This window comes from Achromobacter sp. ISS7, from assembly GCF_056523125.1.
In genome coordinates this window covers 1,599,037-1,615,279 of sequence record NZ_JAWRZD010000001.1, presented here as the reverse complement: position 1 = coordinate 1,615,279, position 16,243 = coordinate 1,599,037, and the positions used below count along the sequence as shown (strand labels likewise).

At 67.0% G+C, this 16,243-nt stretch carries 14 protein-coding genes; 5 read left to right on the top strand and 9 right to left on the bottom strand.

The window, feature by feature from the left end:
• The first annotated feature begins 172 nt into the window (after nt 1–172).
• The 4 genes from ugpB to AC1HFW_RS07465 all read left to right on the top strand — a co-directional run bounded on the left by ugpB (nt 173) and on the right by AC1HFW_RS07465 (nt 4,610).
• The gene (ugpB, locus tag AC1HFW_RS07480; RefSeq protein WP_198484117.1) at nt 173–1,486 is read left to right on the top strand and encodes a sn-glycerol-3-phosphate ABC transporter substrate-binding protein UgpB; all 1,314 of its coding nucleotides are present in this window, start codon (nt 173–175) and stop codon (nt 1,484–1,486) included.
• 238 nt (nt 1,487–1,724) lie between these two features.
• The gene (ugpA, locus tag AC1HFW_RS07475) at nt 1,725–2,606 is read left to right on the top strand and encodes a sn-glycerol-3-phosphate ABC transporter permease UgpA (RefSeq protein WP_006394818.1); all 882 of its coding nucleotides are present in this window, start codon (nt 1,725–1,727) and stop codon (nt 2,604–2,606) included.
• An 18-nt stretch (nt 2,607–2,624) separates the two neighbouring features.
• On the top strand, nt 2,625–3,476 hold the full coding sequence (gene ugpE / locus AC1HFW_RS07470; protein WP_006386445.1) for a sn-glycerol-3-phosphate ABC transporter permease UgpE: 852 nt from the start codon (nt 2,625–2,627) through the stop codon (nt 3,474–3,476).
• A gap of 45 nt (nt 3,477–3,521) precedes the next feature.
• Nucleotides 3,522–4,610, top strand: a complete 1,089-nt coding sequence (locus tag AC1HFW_RS07465) for a sn-glycerol-3-phosphate import ATP-binding protein UgpC (RefSeq protein ID WP_006394816.1) — start codon at nt 3,522–3,524, stop codon at nt 4,608–4,610.
• A 79-nt stretch (nt 4,611–4,689) separates the two neighbouring features.
• On the opposite strand, the gene AC1HFW_RS07460 is transcribed toward AC1HFW_RS07465, so the two are convergent.
• The 5 genes from AC1HFW_RS07460 to AC1HFW_RS07440 all read right to left on the bottom strand — a co-directional run bounded on the left by AC1HFW_RS07460 (nt 4,690) and on the right by AC1HFW_RS07440 (nt 10,246).
• Complete coding sequence (locus tag AC1HFW_RS07460; RefSeq protein ID WP_479282499.1) at nt 4,690–5,571, bottom strand: MipA/OmpV family protein; 882 nt, start codon at nt 5,569–5,571, stop codon at nt 4,690–4,692.
• An 83-nt stretch (nt 5,572–5,654) separates the two neighbouring features.
• Nucleotides 5,655–6,758: a serine hydrolase domain-containing protein gene (locus tag AC1HFW_RS07455; RefSeq protein ID WP_479282497.1), complete on the bottom strand. Its 1,104-nt coding sequence runs from the start codon at nt 6,756–6,758 to the stop codon at nt 5,655–5,657.
• Nucleotides 6,759–6,918: 160 nt separating this feature from the next.
• Nucleotides 6,919–8,211, bottom strand: coding sequence for an ATP-binding protein (locus tag AC1HFW_RS07450; protein ID WP_006394813.1), 1,293 nt, complete (start codon nt 8,209–8,211; stop codon nt 6,919–6,921).
• The gene (locus AC1HFW_RS07445; protein WP_006394812.1) at nt 8,204–8,905 is read right to left on the bottom strand and encodes a response regulator; all 702 of its coding nucleotides are present in this window, start codon (nt 8,903–8,905) and stop codon (nt 8,204–8,206) included. Before AC1HFW_RS07445 ends, AC1HFW_RS07450 begins: the two co-directional genes overlap by 8 nt.
• A gap of 213 nt (nt 8,906–9,118) precedes the next feature.
• Nucleotides 9,119–10,246, bottom strand: coding sequence for a branched-chain amino acid ABC transporter substrate-binding protein (locus AC1HFW_RS07440; RefSeq protein ID WP_061071348.1), 1,128 nt, complete (start codon nt 10,244–10,246; stop codon nt 9,119–9,121).
• 269 nt (nt 10,247–10,515) lie between these two features.
• Between AC1HFW_RS07440 and AC1HFW_RS07435 the strand changes: the two genes are divergently transcribed.
• Nucleotides 10,516–11,121: an RBBP9/YdeN family alpha/beta hydrolase gene (locus AC1HFW_RS07435; RefSeq protein WP_479282494.1), complete on the top strand. Its 606-nt coding sequence runs from the start codon at nt 10,516–10,518 to the stop codon at nt 11,119–11,121.
• A 33-nt stretch (nt 11,122–11,154) separates the two neighbouring features.
• On the opposite strand, the gene AC1HFW_RS07430 is transcribed toward AC1HFW_RS07435, so the two are convergent.
• From AC1HFW_RS07430 to AC1HFW_RS07415, 4 genes are all read right to left on the bottom strand, one after another.
• Entirely contained in the window at nt 11,155–12,318 is a 1,164-nt protein-coding gene (locus tag AC1HFW_RS07430; RefSeq protein ID WP_479286473.1) for a pectate lyase family protein, read from the bottom strand.
• A 130-nt stretch (nt 12,319–12,448) separates the two neighbouring features.
• Nucleotides 12,449–14,380 carry a Vi polysaccharide transport protein VexE gene (locus AC1HFW_RS07425; RefSeq protein WP_479282492.1) on the bottom strand — a complete coding sequence of 644 codons (1,932 nt, stop codon included), beginning with the start codon at nt 14,378–14,380 and terminating at the stop codon, nt 12,449–12,451.
• On the bottom strand, nt 14,373–15,404 hold the full coding sequence (locus tag AC1HFW_RS07420) for a KpsE/RkpR family capsule polysaccharide export protein (RefSeq protein ID WP_479286472.1): 1,032 nt from the start codon (nt 15,402–15,404) through the stop codon (nt 14,373–14,375). Before AC1HFW_RS07420 ends, AC1HFW_RS07425 begins: the two co-directional genes overlap by 8 nt.
• Nucleotides 15,405–15,525: 121 nt before the next feature.
• Nucleotides 15,526–16,239: a P-loop NTPase family protein gene (locus tag AC1HFW_RS07415; protein WP_006394805.1), complete on the bottom strand. Its 714-nt coding sequence runs from the start codon at nt 16,237–16,239 to the stop codon at nt 15,526–15,528.
• Between the last annotated feature and the right edge of the window lie 4 nt (nt 16,240–16,243).

Sequence of the window (16,243 nt, the reverse complement as noted above, 5' to 3'; positions counted from 1 at the left end):
GGCTCCAGCGGGAAAAAAAAGAAAATGTTCGTTCGCGCCTGAAACGCGCAATTTGACAGGCGTTTTAAGTGATGTGAAAGTCACGGTTTTGTCACAAACAATTCATAAGGTGACGTGTTTTCCGCGCCCGGACAATCCCGGTCGCGACACGCCCAACTGGAGGAAACCTCTCATGCGATCCCACCGAATTGCCCTCACCTTTGCCGCCGTCATGGCGGCGTTCGCCGGCGCTTCCGCGCACGCGGCCACCGAAATCACGTTCTGGCACTCGATGGAAGGCGCGCTGGGCGACCGCGTGAACGGCCTCGTCGACGAGTTCAACAAGAAGAACCCCGACTACCAGGTCAAGGCCGTCTACAAGGGCAATTATGGCGAATCCATGAACGCCGGCATCGCCGCGTTCCGCGCCGGCAATGCCCCGGACATCCTCCAGGTGTTCGAAGTCGGCACCGCCACCATGATGTACGCCAAGGGCGCCATCAAGCCGGTGCAGCAGATGTCGGAAGAAGCCGGCAACCCGATCGACCCGAAGGACTTCATCGGCGCCGTGGCCGGCTACTACTCGTCGGCCGACGGCAAACTGGTGTCGATGCCCTTCAACAGCTCGACCGTGGTGTTCTACTACAACAAGGACGCCTTCAAGAAGGCTGGCCTGGACGCCGAAAAGCCGCCCAAGACCTGGGAAGAGCTGGCCGCCGCCGGCCAGAAGCTGAAGGCCGCGGGCCAGGAATGCGGCTACACCACCTCGTGGCCGTCGTGGGTCCAGCTGGAAACGTTCTCGGCCTGGCACAACGTGCCGTACGCCACCAAGGATAACGGTTTCGGCGGCCTGGACGCCCGCATCGCCATCAACACCCCGCTGCACGTGCGCCACCTGGAAAACCTGGCCAAGCTGGGCAAGGAAGGCATCTTCATGTACGGCGGCCGCGGCGACGAGCCGAACTCGCTGTTCATCAGCGGCAAGTGCGCCATGATCACCGGTTCGTCGGGCCTGCGCGCCAACATCGCCAAGAACGCCAAGTTCGAATTCGGCACCTCGACCCTGCCCTACTACGCCGACGTGCAAGGCGCGCCGCAGAACACCATCATCGGCGGCGCCTCGCTGTGGGTCTTCGCCAACAAGAAGCCGGAAACCTACAAGGGCGTGACCGCGTTCTTCAAGTTCCTGGCCAGCCCGGAAATCGCCGCCCGCTGGCACCAGCAGACCGGCTACGTGCCGGTCACCAAGGCCGCCTACGAGCTGACCAAGAAAGACGGTTTCTACGACAAGAACCCGGGCACCGAAGTCGGCGTCAAGCAGCTGAACGTCGAGACCACCGCGCAATCGCGTGGCCTGCGCCTGGGCTTCCTGCCGCAGATCCGTGAAATCGAGGACGCTGAGATCGAACGCATCGTGTCGGGCAAGGTCTCGGCCAAGGACGGCGCCGAGAACATCGTCAAGCGCGGCAACGAACTGCTGGAAAAGTTCGAGAAGAGTGTAAAGTAACGCCCGTTCCGAGGCTCGGAAACAAGCCCCTGGCATGCACGATTTCCGTTTCGTGACAGGGGCTTGCGTAGTTCAAGAGAGGCTTAAAGCCCTGGTTTTTTTGGGGCTTTAAGCCTATCGTGCTTATGCGTGCCGGCGCCTCCGGGCGCCTCAAGCCAGGCCGGCGCATCCTTTCCCGGCCGGCGGTTTCAAGCGGCGGTTAATCCAACCGCCGTTTTTCGTACCTTGGGTTCCCCCTATGGAAAAACGTGTTGTCTTCGGGCACAAGACCCTGCCCTATCTGCTGCTCCTGCCGCAGATCATCATTACCGTGGTCTTCTTCTTCCTTCCCGCCGGCCAGGCCATGTGGCAGTCGATGCGGCTGGAAGATGCCTTCGGCCTGTCCTCGGAGTTCGTCGGTCTCGACAACTTCATGGAGCTGTTCTCGCAGCAGGCCTATCTCGATTCCTTCCGTGTCACGGCGGTGTTCTCGATCCTGGTCGCCGTGGTCGGCCTGGGCGTCTCGCTGCTGCTGGCCGTCATGGCCGACCGCGTGATCCGCGGCGCCGGGCTCTACAAGACCCTGCTGATCTGGCCGTACGCCGTCGCCCCCGCCGTGGTCGGCGTGCTGTGGCTGTTCCTGTTCTCGCCCTCGGTCGGCATCCTGGCCGTGGCACTGCGCCAGGCCGGCGTCGACTGGAACCCGCGCCTGGACGGCAGCCAGGCCATGATCCTGGTGCTGATCGCCGCCGTCTGGAAGCAGGTCTCGTACAACTTCCTGTTCTTCCTGGCCGGCTTGCAGTCGATTCCGCGCTCGCTCATCGAAGCCGCCGCGATCGACGGCGCCAGCCCGTCGCGCCGCTTCTGGAGCATCGTGTTCCCGCTGCTCTCGCCCACCACCTTCTTCCTGCTGGTGGTCAACATCATCTATGCCTTCTTCGACACCTTCGCGGTGGTGGACACCACCACGCAGGGCGGTCCCGGCACGTCGACCTCGATCCTGGTCTACAAGGTGTACAGCGACGGCTTCCGCGGCCTGGATCTCGGCTCGTCGGCGGCCCAGTCGGTGGTGCTGATGTTCATTGTGATTGCCTTGACGGTCGTGCAGTTCCGCTACGTCGACCGCAAAGTGCAGTATTGATTTTCGAGGCAGATAACAATGGTTGAACGCCGTCCCTGGCTGGATATTCTGGCCCACGTCATCCTGCTCTGCGGGGTGGCGATGGTGGCCTTTCCGCTCTACGTCACTTTCGTCGCGTCCACCCAGACCGCGCAGGAAGTGGCCTCCGCGCCGATGTCGCTGATCCCCGGTCCGCACTTCGTCGACAACTACATGCAGGCGCTGTTCGGCGGCTCTTCCGGCGGCTCGTCCGGCGCGCCGGTGGGCCGCATGATGTACGTCAGCCTGATCATGGCGCTGGCGATTTCGATCGGCAAGATCGCGATCTCGCTGCTGTCGGCCTTCGCGGTGGTGTATTTCCGCTTCCCCGGCCGCATGTTCTTTTTCTGGATGATCTTCGTCACGCTGATGCTGCCGGTCGAAGTGCGTATCGCGCCCACCTACAAGGTGGTGGCCGACCTCGGCCTGCTCAACAGCTACGCCGGCCTGACGCTGCCGCTGATCGCCTCGGCCACGGCCACCTTCCTGTTCCGCCAGTTCTTCCTGACGGTGCCGGACGAGCTGATCGAGGCCGCTCGCATCGACGGCGCCGGTCCCGTGCGCTTCTTCCGCGACGTGCTACTGCCGCTGTCCAAGACCAGCATCGCCGCGCTGTTCGTGATCCAGTTCATCTACGGCTGGAACCAATACCTGTGGCCGCTGCTGGTAACCACGCAGGAAGACATGTACCCCGTCGTCATCGGCATCAAGCGGATGATCAGCGGCGGCGACAGCGTGACCGAATGGAACATCACCATGGCCACCGCCATGCTGGCGATGATCCCGCCGGCGCTGGTCGTCATCCTGATGCAGAAATGGTTCGTCAAGGGGCTGGTCGACACTGAAAAGTGACCCTCCCTATCGCCAACCCGACAACGACTCCGATACGAATAACTCATGGCTACTCTCAGCTTTCGCAACGTAAAGAAAACCTACGCCGGCAACGTGCCGGTCATCCATGGCATCGACATGGATGTGAAGGACGGTGAATTCATCGTCATCGTCGGCCCCTCGGGCTGCGGCAAGTCCACGCTGATGCGCATGGTCGCCGGCCTGGAAACCGTGACCAGCGGCGAGATCGTGATCGACGACAAGGTCGTCAACAATCTCGAGCCGGCCGAACGCGACATCGCGATGGTGTTCCAGAACTACGCGCTCTACCCGCACATGACCGTGTTCGAGAACATGGCGTACGGCCTGAAGATCCGCAAGTTCTCCAAGGACGAGATCAAGAAGCGCGTCGACGCCGCCGCGCAGATCCTGGAACTGAGCCACCTGCTGGACCGCCGTCCGCGCGCCCTGTCGGGCGGCCAGCGCCAGCGCGTGGCCATGGGCCGCGCCATCGTGCGCGAGCCGAAGGTGTTCCTGTTCGACGAACCGCTGTCGAACCTGGACGCCAAGCTGCGCGTGGCGATGCGCCTGGAAATCATGAAGCTGCACCGCCGCCTGGGCACCACCAGCCTGTACGTGACCCACGACCAGGTCGAGGCCATGACGCTGGCGCACCGCATGATCGTCATGTACCAGGGCGTGCCCGAGCAGATCGGCACGCCGATGGAAGTGTTCGAAAAGCCCGCCTCGACCTTCGTCGCCGGCTTCATCGGCTCGCCGCCGATGAACCTGATGGAAGTCAACGTGGCCGGCGACGGCACGGTGCAGACCGCCGATGGCCTGGCGCTGGAGATCTCGCCGCTGCAGGTGCCCTCGCAGGTGCGCGGCCGCAAGGTCATCATGGGCATGCGCCCCGAGCACATGCTGCTGAACACGCAGGGGGTGCCCGCCGAAGTCGAGATGGTCGAGACGCTGGGCTCCGAGCAACTGGTGCACTGCCGTTGCGGCAAGAGCACCCTGGTCGTGCGCTGCACCACGCGCCAGCTGTCCGAGTCCTCGGCCAAGGTCGGCGACCGCGTCAATGTCGGTCCCGACGGCCGTCACCCGCTGCACTGGTTCGAGGCCGACACCGGCCGCCGCGTGCAAGGGCTGTAATCCATCGCGGCGGGACCGGCGGCGATTCGCCCGACCGGCCCGCCCCGCCCTTTCCCGTCCGGGAAAGGGCTCTTCCCGCTCAATACGTGTAGGTCACCATGGTGCCGACGGAGTACTGGTTGCGCTCCTTCACGATGGGGCTGTCGGCCGCGTCGCCGTACAGGCGGCGCGCCTCGGCCACCACCGACCATGACCATTCCTTGCTCAGCGGCAGCGCCCAGGTCGCGCCCAGGCCGACACTCTCCAGCCCGCCCTTGGGGTTGTAGCGGCGGTAGCCCGAATTGGCCGACTGCCGGTCGCTGACGCCATACCAGGTGCGCATGTAGTTGCCGTCGCCGAAGTTGCTGCTCAGCGCCAGCGAGATCGAGCCCGCCGAGCCTTCGTACACCGTGGTGCTGGCGCCCAGGTTGAACAGCGTGTAGGCGCTGCCAACGTCCCGGTCGTCGCCCTTCTTGAACGCGTGCGCCACCGTAGCCGACAGCGTCACCGGACCGACCTGCGTCTCGGCGTCCATGCCGATCTGCGCGCGGCTCTTGATGTCGCCCATGCCGCGCAGCTTGTCCGAACCCTGGAAGCCCTTCTTGTGATCCTTGCGCGAGGCGCTGGGCGCCACGTAGAAGCGAAACGTGCTGCTGAGCGCCTGCGTTTCCCACCCCAGGCCGTGCGCCGTGTCCAGGAAGAAGCCGCCCGGGCTGCGGATGCCCAGGCCGAAGACCGGCAGGGCCGCGCTTTCGTCGCTGCCGCTGTAGCGCGGCGCGTAGCCGATGCCCAGCGTGCCGTAGAACTTCCATTCGTCGGCCGGCTTCTCGGTGCCGGTGGAGACCTCGATGCCGCGCGAGCTGGCGCCGCGGGAACCATAGACCGAATTGTCGGCGACCTGCTGCCCGCCCGCGGCGAACGACAACGCAGGCAGGCTGGCCAGCAAACACGCCGCGCCGGCGCGGCGCTGCATCAGGGACATAGAGCGATTTCGCTTCATAAGAACATCCGGGAAACGAGGTTGGGGGGAAAACTCGGCCACGCCGCGGCGGTCGCGACGCATGCCTATTCTTGGGCCGCGCCCTTGGCCTGGCGCATCAGGTCCATGGCGAGGGTCGAGACCGAGGCCACCAGCGGCTCGGCGCTGTCGGCATTGCTCATCACCAGCACCGCCAGCTTCTCGCGCGGCGCCAGCAGCCAGCGGGCATGGAAGGCTTCCGTCGCGCCGCTGTGCTCGCTCAGCGCGTCGCCGGCGATGTAGTCGGCATCACAGGGCGCCGCCAGCCACGACAGCGCCAGGCGGCATTGCAGGTCCATGCCGTTGGCCACCGTCTCGAGGTTCAGCAGCGTGAGCGCGGATTCGTCCTTGAGGACGCGGCGGCCCTGGTAGGTGCCGCCGCCGAACAGCATGCTGGAGAAGCGCGCCATCTCGGTGGAACTGGCCCACAGGCCTTCGGCGGCCTCGTTCGGCTGCGACTGTTCAATCCACGGGATGCCGCGGCGGTAGCCGGCCGCGCGCAGTTCGCGCGCGTCGTCGCCGGCGGCCGCGAGCCGGAAACCGGCGCGCGAGATGTTCAGCGGCTGCAGCAGCGTGCGGCGCACGTAGGCATCGAAGGGTTCGTCGGCGGCGTGCGCCACCATGTCGCCGAGCATGGCGTAGCCCATGTCGGCGCGGGCCCGGCCCATGGTGTCCTCGAGCGTGTCGGGGCGCAGCGCCAGCAGGCGGCGGACGGTGAAGGGATAGGTGCCCATCCAGTGCATGGCCGCGCGGCGCGGCTCCAGCGCCGATTGCGGCAGCGCCTGGGCGGCGGGGATGTCCAGCGACAGGCGGCCGTCGTCGGCGGCGCGCAGCACGCCCGCGGCGGTCACCAGCTTGGAGATGGCGCCCACGCGGTAGAGCGTGTCGCCGGTGGCGGTGCGATGGCGCGCCGAATCGGCATAGCCGAAGCCGCTGCTCCAGACCGTGCGCTGGTCATCGACGATGGCGATGGACAGGCCCGGCACCCGCTGCGCGTCCAGGTCATGGGCGATGCGCTGCTTCAGGTAGGCCACCACCGCCGGATAATCGCCCTGGGCGATCGTCGGCGGCGCGGCCGGCGCCCCGCCCTGACAACCGCCCACGGCGATCAGGAACAGGGCAACGGCAGCCAGGCGGGTGAGCGAAAACATGACGAACGGGCAACCCTCTTCTGAGAACTGCCGTCATGCTAGTCAGGGATGCGACCCCGATCTTTCCCGCTTTGTATGGAGTTTGTGAAGATTGGAAGGACAGATTGTTAAGTTTGTTAAAGGCGTGCCGGCTACCCCCGGTCCGCCCCTGTCCCCGGCCTCAGGCCGCCTTCCAGCTGATGATGAAACGGGCCCCGCCCAAGGGGCTGTCGGCGGCCTGCGCGGTGCCGTTGTGCCAGCGCGCCACGCGGCTGACGATGGCCAGTCCCAGTCCGGTGCCGCCGGTGCCGCGGTCGCGGCTCTCGTCCAGCCGGATGAAGGGTTCGAAAATGCGCTCGCGGTCGGCTTGCGGGATGCCCGGGCCGTCGTCGTCGACCATCAGCACGTACTCGCGCGGCGAGGGCGACACCAGGCTGACCTGGACCCGGCGGCCGGCATAGCGGATGGCGTTCTGCAGCAGGTTCAGCAGCGCCCGCGTCATGTAGCGCTGGTGCAGGTGGACCTCGCGCACCTGGCACAGCACCACCTCGCAGCGCACGCCCGTCTGGTCGGCCTCGAAGCCCGCGTGCTGCACCACCGAATCGAGCCAGCTGCGGGCGTCCTGCGGCTGCAGCGCGACGCCGTCGCCCTTGTGCTCCAGGCGCGCGTACATGAGCAGCTCGGAGGCCATGCTGTCGAGCTCGGCGACGTCGCTTTTCATGTCATCGATCAGGCGCTTGCGTTCGGCCGGATCCTCGGCGCGGCCGATCATGTCGAGCTCGAACGACAGGCGCGCGATCGGCGTGCGCAGCTCGTGCGAAACGGCGTTGGTCAGCTCGCGCTGGTTGCCGATCAGCGCCCCGATGCGCTCGGACATCAGGTTGAAGGTGTCGCCCAGGTTGCCGATGCTGGAATGCCGCGACAGCCGCGCGCGGGCCTCCAGGTCGCCCTGCCCCATGCGCAGCGCGGCGGTCTTGAGCGCTTCCAGGTCGCGCCAGATCGGCAGCGCCCAGACCAGCATGAAGGCGCACAGCAGCAGCCCCAGCGCCGAATAGACCGCCGCCACCACCCACGGGCCGAACGACGGCTCGGGCGGCAGCTTGACCTCGAGCCACTGGTGGCCGGGGCCGGGAATCGCGGCCACGAAGGTCTGCATCTTGTCGCGGATGAAGAAATCGCCGTGGGCAGCGATGCGCCGTTCCTTGTCGCTGGCGTTGTAGTCGGAAGCGTTGAAGACCCGCAGGCCCAGGCCGTAGTACGGCATCAGCTGCTTTTCGATGTAGGCCGTGCGCGCGCCCGGCTCGACCTTCGACAGTTCCTGCACCAGGCTGTGGATCTGCCCGCGCACCGACTCGCGGGTGTAGGCGTCGCTGACCGGCTCGAACAGGTAGTTGGCGGAACGGTCCACGACTTCGTTGGAAATCACGAAGCCGACCGCCAGCACCACGAAGAGCCGCAGGACGAATTTAATCATCGCTGCCCTCGTGCGCCTTGGGCGAGAACAGATAGCCCTTGCCCCACACGGTCTTGATGCGCGCCGGATCGCGCGGATCGTCATCGAGCTTGCGGCGCAGCTTGCTGACACAAACGTCGACGCTGCGGTCGAGCCCGTTGAACTCGATGCCGCGCACCGCGTTGAGTAGGTCGTCGCGCGTCAGTACCTGGCCGGCCTGGCTGGCCAGCGCCCACAGCATCTCGAATTCCATCGTGGTCAGGTCGACCTCGACCCCGCCGTGGACCACCGCCCGGGTGCGCCGGTCGATGACCAGCGGCCCGAACTCCAAGCGCTCCGGCGGTTCCTCCAGCTGGCTGTGACGCCGCAGCAGCGCGCGGATGCGGGCCAGCAGCACGCGCGGCTCGACCGGCTTGATGACGTAATCGTCGGCGCCCGACTCCAGGCCCAGGATCTGGTCCAGGTCGTCCTCGCGGGCGGTCAGCATCAGGATCGGCGCCGACGAGAACGCGCGCAGGTCGCGGCAGACCTGCAGGCCGTCGCGCCCGGGCAGCATCAGGTCGAGAATGGTGATGGCCGGGTCGTGGCGGCGGAACGCCTCCACCGCATGGTCGCCGCGGTAGGCCTGCGCGACCTGGAACCCGTGTTGCTCCAGGAACTGCGCGATCAGGCGCGACAGTTTCGGATCGTCTTCGACTAGCAAGGCCTTGGTCATGGGGTTTCCGGACAGAAAAAGAGAGAGCGATTTCGCCGCATTCTACGCAAAACCGCGCGAGCGGCGTTCGACCCCACCGGCGGCGGCCCGGTTCCCGGCGGGCGGCGCCCACGAAAAAGCCGGGCGGGAAGACATCGCTTCCGGCCCGGCCGAGGGGTCTGGCGGCTGGCGCGCGCCGGCGGCGGAAAAGCCGCCCGAACGCGCGCTAAGTCCTTATTTATAAACGGACTTCGAACCGTCCTTGTGCCACACGAAGACGTCGAACTGGAAGTTCGTCAGGTCGCCCTGCTTGTTCCAGGCCACCTTGCCGATGGGGGTGTCGAACGTGTTGGCGTGCAGGTACTTGGCGACCTTGGTCGGGTCTTCGCTGCCGGCGCCCTTGATGCCGTCGGCGATGACCTGGGTGGCCGTGTAGGCCGTCATCTGGAACGCGCCGCTGGCGTTGCGCTTCTTGGCGGCGAAGGCCTTGACGATCTCGGCGTTGGCGGCGTTCTGGGTGAAGTCAGCCGGCAGCGTCAGCAGCATGCCTTCGACGGCGTCGCCGGCGATGGCGTTGATGTCCGGGTTGCCCGTGCCTTCCGGACCCATCCACTTGGCCTTCACGCCCTGCTCGGCCGCCTGGCGCAGCAGCAGGCCCATTTCGGGGTGGTAGCCACCGTAGTAGACGAAGTCCACGCCCTGGCTCTTGAGCTTGGTGATGACCGCCGAGTAGTCGCTGTCGCCAGCGTTGATGCCTTCGAAGATCGCGACGGGCACGCCGCCCTTTTCGAGGTCGTTCTTGACGGCGGTGGCGATGCCCTGGCCATACGACTGCTTGTCGTGCAGCACGGCGGCCTTCTTGGGCTTGAGCTTTTCCAGGATGAACTTGGCGGCGGCGGGACCCTGCTGGTCGTCGCGCCCGATGGTGCGGAAGATGAACTCGTAGTTCTTGCCGTCGGTCAGGGCCGGCGACGTGGCCGAGGGCGTGACCATGACCACGCCTTCGTTGTTGTAGATGTCGGCGGCGGCGATGGTGGCGCCCGAGCAGACGTGGCCCACGACGAAGCCGATCTTGCTGTTGACCACGCGGTTGGCGGCGACCGGACCCTGCTTGGGTTCGCAGCCGTCGTCGATGACCACGGTTTCCAGCTTCTTGCCGTTGATGCCGCCGGCGGCGTTGATGCGTTCCACCGCGGTGTCGACGCCTTCACGGACCATGTCGCCGTATTGGGTGACCGCGCCGGTGGTGGGGCCCACCACGCCGATCTTGATGGTCTGTGCGTGGGCGCCGGCGCTGAACGCCAACCCCGCGGCGACGCCCAGGGCCGCGATGACCGGGGTCAGACGAAATGCTTGCTTCATGAGTGGACTCCTTTAATGGCTTGTAATCGTTGGTTTTTGAACCGGGCGGACAGCCGGAAACGCATTGGTCACGCCCCGTTACGTTGCATTAGCACGGCAAGCATACACTGAAAAATAGCGGCTTTTGCAGGGGTTCCGGCCCGTCTTGGGCGGGGTTTCGATATTGCGGTGCCGCATCCGGAGGGCCGCCGGCCTTATGCCCGCCACCGTATATGCAAAAGCGGATTTATTCGTTTGCGTTACTAAGGCGGCGCGGCATCATGGCCGCCATGAGACTCCAACCGATCATCGTCCCCGGATGGAAAGACTCCGGACCCGAACACTGGCAATCGCGCTGGGCGGCCCTGTTGCCGCACGCGGTGCGGGTGCAGCAGCGCGACTGGCAGAACCCGGTAAGCGCGGAATGGATATCGACCCTGGCGGGCCTGGTCGACCAGGCCCGCAGTCCGGTGCTGCTGGTCGCCCACAGCCTGGGCTGCCTGATCAGCGCCGCGCTGCCGGTGCCGCTGCGCGCCAAGGTCGCCGGCGCGCTGCTGGTGGCGCCGGCCGACGTCGAGCGCCCCGACGCGCCGGACTGTCTGCGCGGTTTCGCGCCGATCCCGCGCCACTCGCTGCCGTTCCAGAGCGTGGTGGTGGCCAGCGACAATGACCCCTACTGTCGGCTCGACCGCGCCCGCGCCTTCGCGGAAAACTGGGGCAGCCGCGTCGTGGTGATTCCGGGCGCCGGCCACATCAACGCCGACAGCGGCCTGGAAGACTGGCCGCAAGGCCTCAAGCTGTTCGGCGCGCTGCGACGGCGCGCCTCATGGCGCGTGTCGCCGCCGCCCGAACGCATCGCGCCGATTCCCGAACGGCCGCTGTCGCACCAGGCCTGAGCGGTCGTCTCCTTGCGCGAGCCGGCGCCGCGGCTAGCCCGGGCAGCCCGCGCCCACCCGCGATGCGGGCAGCGGCGTATCGCCGCTGGTGTTGCCCGCGTGCTTGCGGATCCGGTCCGCCAACTCCGCCGACGGCTTCTCATACCCATAGCAATACGGCGGCGTCGGCGCGGCCTCGGGGCGGTAGTCCTGCAACACCGGCTTGGCGTCCCCCAGGTAGAGATTGTCCTTCAGGCGCAGGAACGCCTTGAAGTCGCGCGTATAGCCGTGCACGGCCTTCAGGTTCTGGTAGGCGCCCTCGTCCGAGGCGCCGTTGTTCAGCGCGCTGCGCTTGGCGGCCGTGGGGATGTAGCGGCAGTAGTTCACCTTCACCCCTTCCACCGTGGGGAAGAACTCCGGCTCCACGCATTGGCGCTTCGCATCGTTGTTGAAGATATTGCCCTCGACCAGCGCCTTGGCCTCCAGGCTGAAGCTCATGCCGTAGAAATCCCAGTTCTCCAGCAGGTTGTTGAACAGGTGGAACGTGCCGAACTGCCCGCGGGGATTGCGCTGCACGGTGTTGAAGAAATAATTGTGGTGCAACGTCACGCGCGCGATGGAATCACGTTCGTAGTTCTCGAACAGGTTCTTCGAGGTGATGTTGTTGAGCAGCATGACCTTGTTCGAGTTGTGGAACTTGGTCCATGAGATCGTGACGTCGGTGGAGCCGTTCTTGACGTTGAGCAGCCGGTCGGACATGCGCGACAGGTCCATGTGGTCCACCCACACGTCGCGGCTGTCGTTGGCGATGTTCACGGCCTGCGTCAGCCGGTTCAGGCGGCCGTCGATGGTCAGGTGCGTCAGGATGACGTTCTTGCTGCCATACACGCCCAGCCCGTCGTCGATCAGGGCCACATGCTTGCCGCGGCCGTCGATCGTGGTGTTGGACGGCACCCGCAGCTGCGAGTCCAGCACGATCGTCATGTCCGATGCGAAGCGGATCCAGGTCGGTCCCTTCTTGGCCTGCGCCAGCGCCGCGCGCAGCGTACCCGGCCCGGCGTCCTGGTCGGAGGTGACCTCGATGAACCTGCCGCCCAGGCCACCCGTGGCCCGCGCGCCATAGCCCTCGCGCTGCTGCAGCAGCTCGGAGACGAAGGGGCAGCGCTCGTCCGGACTGGCGCAGGACTCACTGGCGGCGGCCGCGCCGCCGCACAGCATGCCCAGCGCGGGCAGCCACGCCAGCGCGCGCAGCAGCCCGCGATAGGCCGGCCCGGCGCGCTTGCGACGCGGCGCCCTGCCCGCCGCCCCTGCCGTTGAATTCGTTGCTGCTTTCATGGACATTCACTCCCTAACGCTGCGCGGACCGATCCGCGGACTGCACGTGGCGCCAGATGCCGCCACTCAGGCGCAGGTTTTCCGGCGGACCGGCCACGTGCGCCCGCAGATGCTTGAAATACGCCACTTGCCAGCGCGCCGCATACGTATCGGCGTCCTCGCCCGGTTCCACGGCGGGCAGCATCTCCAGCGTGTAGGCCACCCGGCCGTTCTCCCAGCGCGGCGTGTAGAACACCGACGGCACGCCCTGGCGGTGCGCCAGGTGGGCCGCGAAGCTGGAATAGGTCACCGCCTGCCCTTCGAAGACGGTGCGCGGCGCGGCGGGGTTGGCGGCGCCGTCCACCGCCAGGCACAGCACATTGCCCGAGGCCAGCGCGCGCATGCAGGCCTTGGCGACCTGCGCTTCGGTCTGGTCGGCGGTCGAAATCAGGGCGGCGGCATAGCTGCTCTGGGCGATGCTTGGCGCGGTCGCCAGCCAGCGCGAAGGAATGCCCAGCAGTTCCAGCGCCATCAGGCCGGCATACATCGGCCCCACGTGCGCCGTGGCCACCACCACGCCGCGGCCGGCGGCCAGCAGCGGCGCGAAGAAACGCTCGCCGGTGTCCAGTTCGCCCAGCACCTGCATGGCTTCCTCGACGCTGTCCTCGCGGCATTCGAGCCAGTCGAACAGCAGGTGGTCCACCAGATGGCCCCAGCGCGCGCGCCGTTCCCATTGCGCGCGGTCGGCCGTGGCGTCGTCTCGCATCGACCACGCCCAGTCCAGGCGCGCCTGCGGGATCGGGGCGGTGTCCAGTTTGTGTTCCAGCTGGTCCAGGGCCTGCTCGAAGGTCGCCGGCAGCGCTTGCCCGCGTTGCGCCACGTAGCGCTCGAACAGCGACTCGGCCTCCTGCTTGCGTCCCGCCTGCGAGAGCGCGCCGATGGCCGCGCGCTGCCACAGCAGCTTGTCGGGCGACTTCTCGACCAGCTGCAGCATCTGGTCGGCGGCTTCCTCGTATTGCAGCGTGTAGCGCAGCGCGCGCGCGTACAGGGCGCGGGTCTGCTCCAGTTCCGGCGCCAGTTCCATGGCCTGGCGCAGCGGCGCCACGGCCTCCTTGTAGCGGCCGGCGCGCAGCAGGGTCTCTCCGTGCAGCGTCAACAGCCGCACGTCGGCCGGCGCCGCGCTCAAGCCCGCCTCGAAATGCGCCGGGGCGTGCAGCTTGCGGTCGTCGTCGGTGGCGCGGCGCAGGTGCGCCAGCCCCAGCGATGCGCGCAGCGCCGGGGCATCGTGCCCCGCCTCCAGCGCCCCGTTGCCCAGCAGGATCGCGGCCTCGACCCGGTCGTCATCCAGCAAGGCGCGCACGGCCACCGTCGCCACGCGCGCGTTCGGCAGGTCAGCCGCCTGCAAGGCCATGGCGACGCCGGCCGCATCCGCCGCGTCGCCGTTGCGCGAATAGGCCAGCATCCACCAATGCGCGTCGCCGGGGTTGGTCAGCGCCTGGGCGGCGGTCTGGCGCGCGACGTCGGCAGCCTGCGGGATGCGTCCGGCCTGCACCCGCAACTGTATCCGCGCGGCCTGCAATGCCCCGTTGTCGGGCGCGATGGCGGCGGCGGCATCGGCCTGGGCGATGGCGCGGTCCCACTGCTCGGTGCGGCCCAGCAGGCTGGCGAGCAGGCGGCGGTCGTCGGTGCGCGCCGGATAGGCGTCGACCAGCCGCTCCAGCGCGGCGATCGCCGGCTCCAGCCGGCCCACCTTCACGAACGGCGACACCAGCAGGCGGCGCGCGTCGCGCCAGCCCTCCTCCACCCGCGCCAGCGCCGGTCCGAGCCCGGCCATCGCCTGCAACGGATCGTCCGCCTCCAGGATCTGCTTGATGACCGCGCGCAAGTGGCTGACGCCATCGCTCGGCGCGGCGTGGGCTGCGGCCGGCGCGGCGGCGCCGGGGCGTTCTATCGTGGTATCAACCATGGCGCAATCCTCTCAGCAAGGCCATCGCCGCGCGCAGGACGAACATCAGCACGAAGCCCAGCGCCAGCGCCTGCAGCAGCAGCACCCCCGTGCGCGGGCTGCTGGGCCGGTCGGTGGAGACCGGCTGCGCGATGATGGACAGGTAGCGCTGCAGGCGCAGGGCGTCCGTCACGGCCTGCTGGTAGGACTGCTGCGCCAGCGTCAGGTTCGAATCGGCGAAGGCCTGGGTATTGCGCAACGCCTCGTACGATTTCAGCTGCTTCGCTTCCGTGTTGCCCTCGCCGCTCAGGCGCTGGCGCACGGTGGCAAGCCGCTTCTTCAGCGCCGTCACCTGCGTCTCGGCGGGCTTGAGCATGAAGTGGTCCTTGTTGTTCAGCGCGCGGATCTTGTCCAGGTTGATCTGCGCGGTGCTCAACTCCGCCTCGAGCTGGCTGGACAGGTTCAGCAGCATGGCCACCGTGGCCGTCGGGTCGATGTTGCCGTGCGTGGTGCGCCATGAAGTCAGGGCCTCGCGCGCGCCCAGCGCCTTCTGCTCGGCCTGCCTGACCGATTCCTCGCTGACCTTCAGCTTGTCCGCCACGCCCTTTTCGTTCATGGAACTGACGAAGTCCTCCGCCAGGCCGATCAGGGCCTTGGACAGGGTTTCGGCGTCTTCGGGCGAATAGGCGCGCACGCGCAGCACGTCGATCTGCTCCAGCGCATTGAAGGACACCTGCACCGAGGCCCGGTAGGCGCGGTACAGATCGTCCTCGCTGGAGTCTTCCGACAGATGGTTGGCCGGGTCCAGGCCCGTATTCATCAGGTAATGGCGCAGGCCGACCTTCTTGTCCAGCTGCCGCATGCTGTCGCGCGACCTGAGGAAGTCGCTGACCGCCCAGCCGTCGACGAAGCCGCCCAGCATGCCTCCCGAGTTGCCCGTGGTGAGCAGGCTGGCCGCCATGGCGCCGCCGCCCTGCTGGCCGGACCCCGACTGCACGAAGAAGCGAGATTCGGCTTCATAGCGCGGCGTGGCGATGCAAAGCACGTAGACCAGCGCCAGGGCGACCGGGGCGACGACGATGAAGGCGTTGATCCAGCGCCGGCGGCGGCGCTCGTCCAGCGCGGCCTGACGCTCGCGGCGCCGGCGCTCGATCTCGGAGCCGCTCTCAGAAGCCGAGCTGGCCTTCGTCGAATCCGCCGAAAACGTCGTCGCCTGTTCCGGATTCGCTTCGTGATCGTCGCGGGGGGAACTTGCTGATGCACTGGTCGAGGTCGTCTTCGATGCGGAGTGCGCTTCGTTCATAAATCAGGCCCTTCAGGCAATAGTCCGCCAATTGATTCTGGCGGTAACTGGAAAGAATGAGCGTCCTGCCGATCAGCCGTTCTTCGAACAGCGCCAGCCAGAGACGGGTGAAACGGCAGGGTTCGAAGGGAATGGCCCCTTCGATCACGTAGACGTCGAACGCCGGCGCCAGGGCCAGCGCGAACGAAAACTCCTGCCGGGCGAACAACGGCCAATGCTCCATCGGCCGGGGCAGGCTCTTGGGGTCGGTGATCAGGTCGGCCACCAGTTCATAGGTGGCATCGGCGTCCAGCTCGTACATCTGGCTCACCAGCTCGATCATGTTCAGGCCGCTGGCCTTGCCACGGATGAAGCCCTGCCGGCCGATCGCCCAGGACACGTTGCCGTCATGCTGCACGAAGCCCTGGCGCGGCGGCCGCAGGCCGCACAGCAGATCGATGATCTGGCGGTGCAGCTCCGGCGCCGGCGACAGCAAGGCATAGCGCCCGACGGGAATGTCCAGGTGCGCCTGGGCCAGCAGCGCCTGCCGGTTGCCGAAGGCCAGGGGTTCATCCGTCACGCCATTGAGATGAATCATCGTC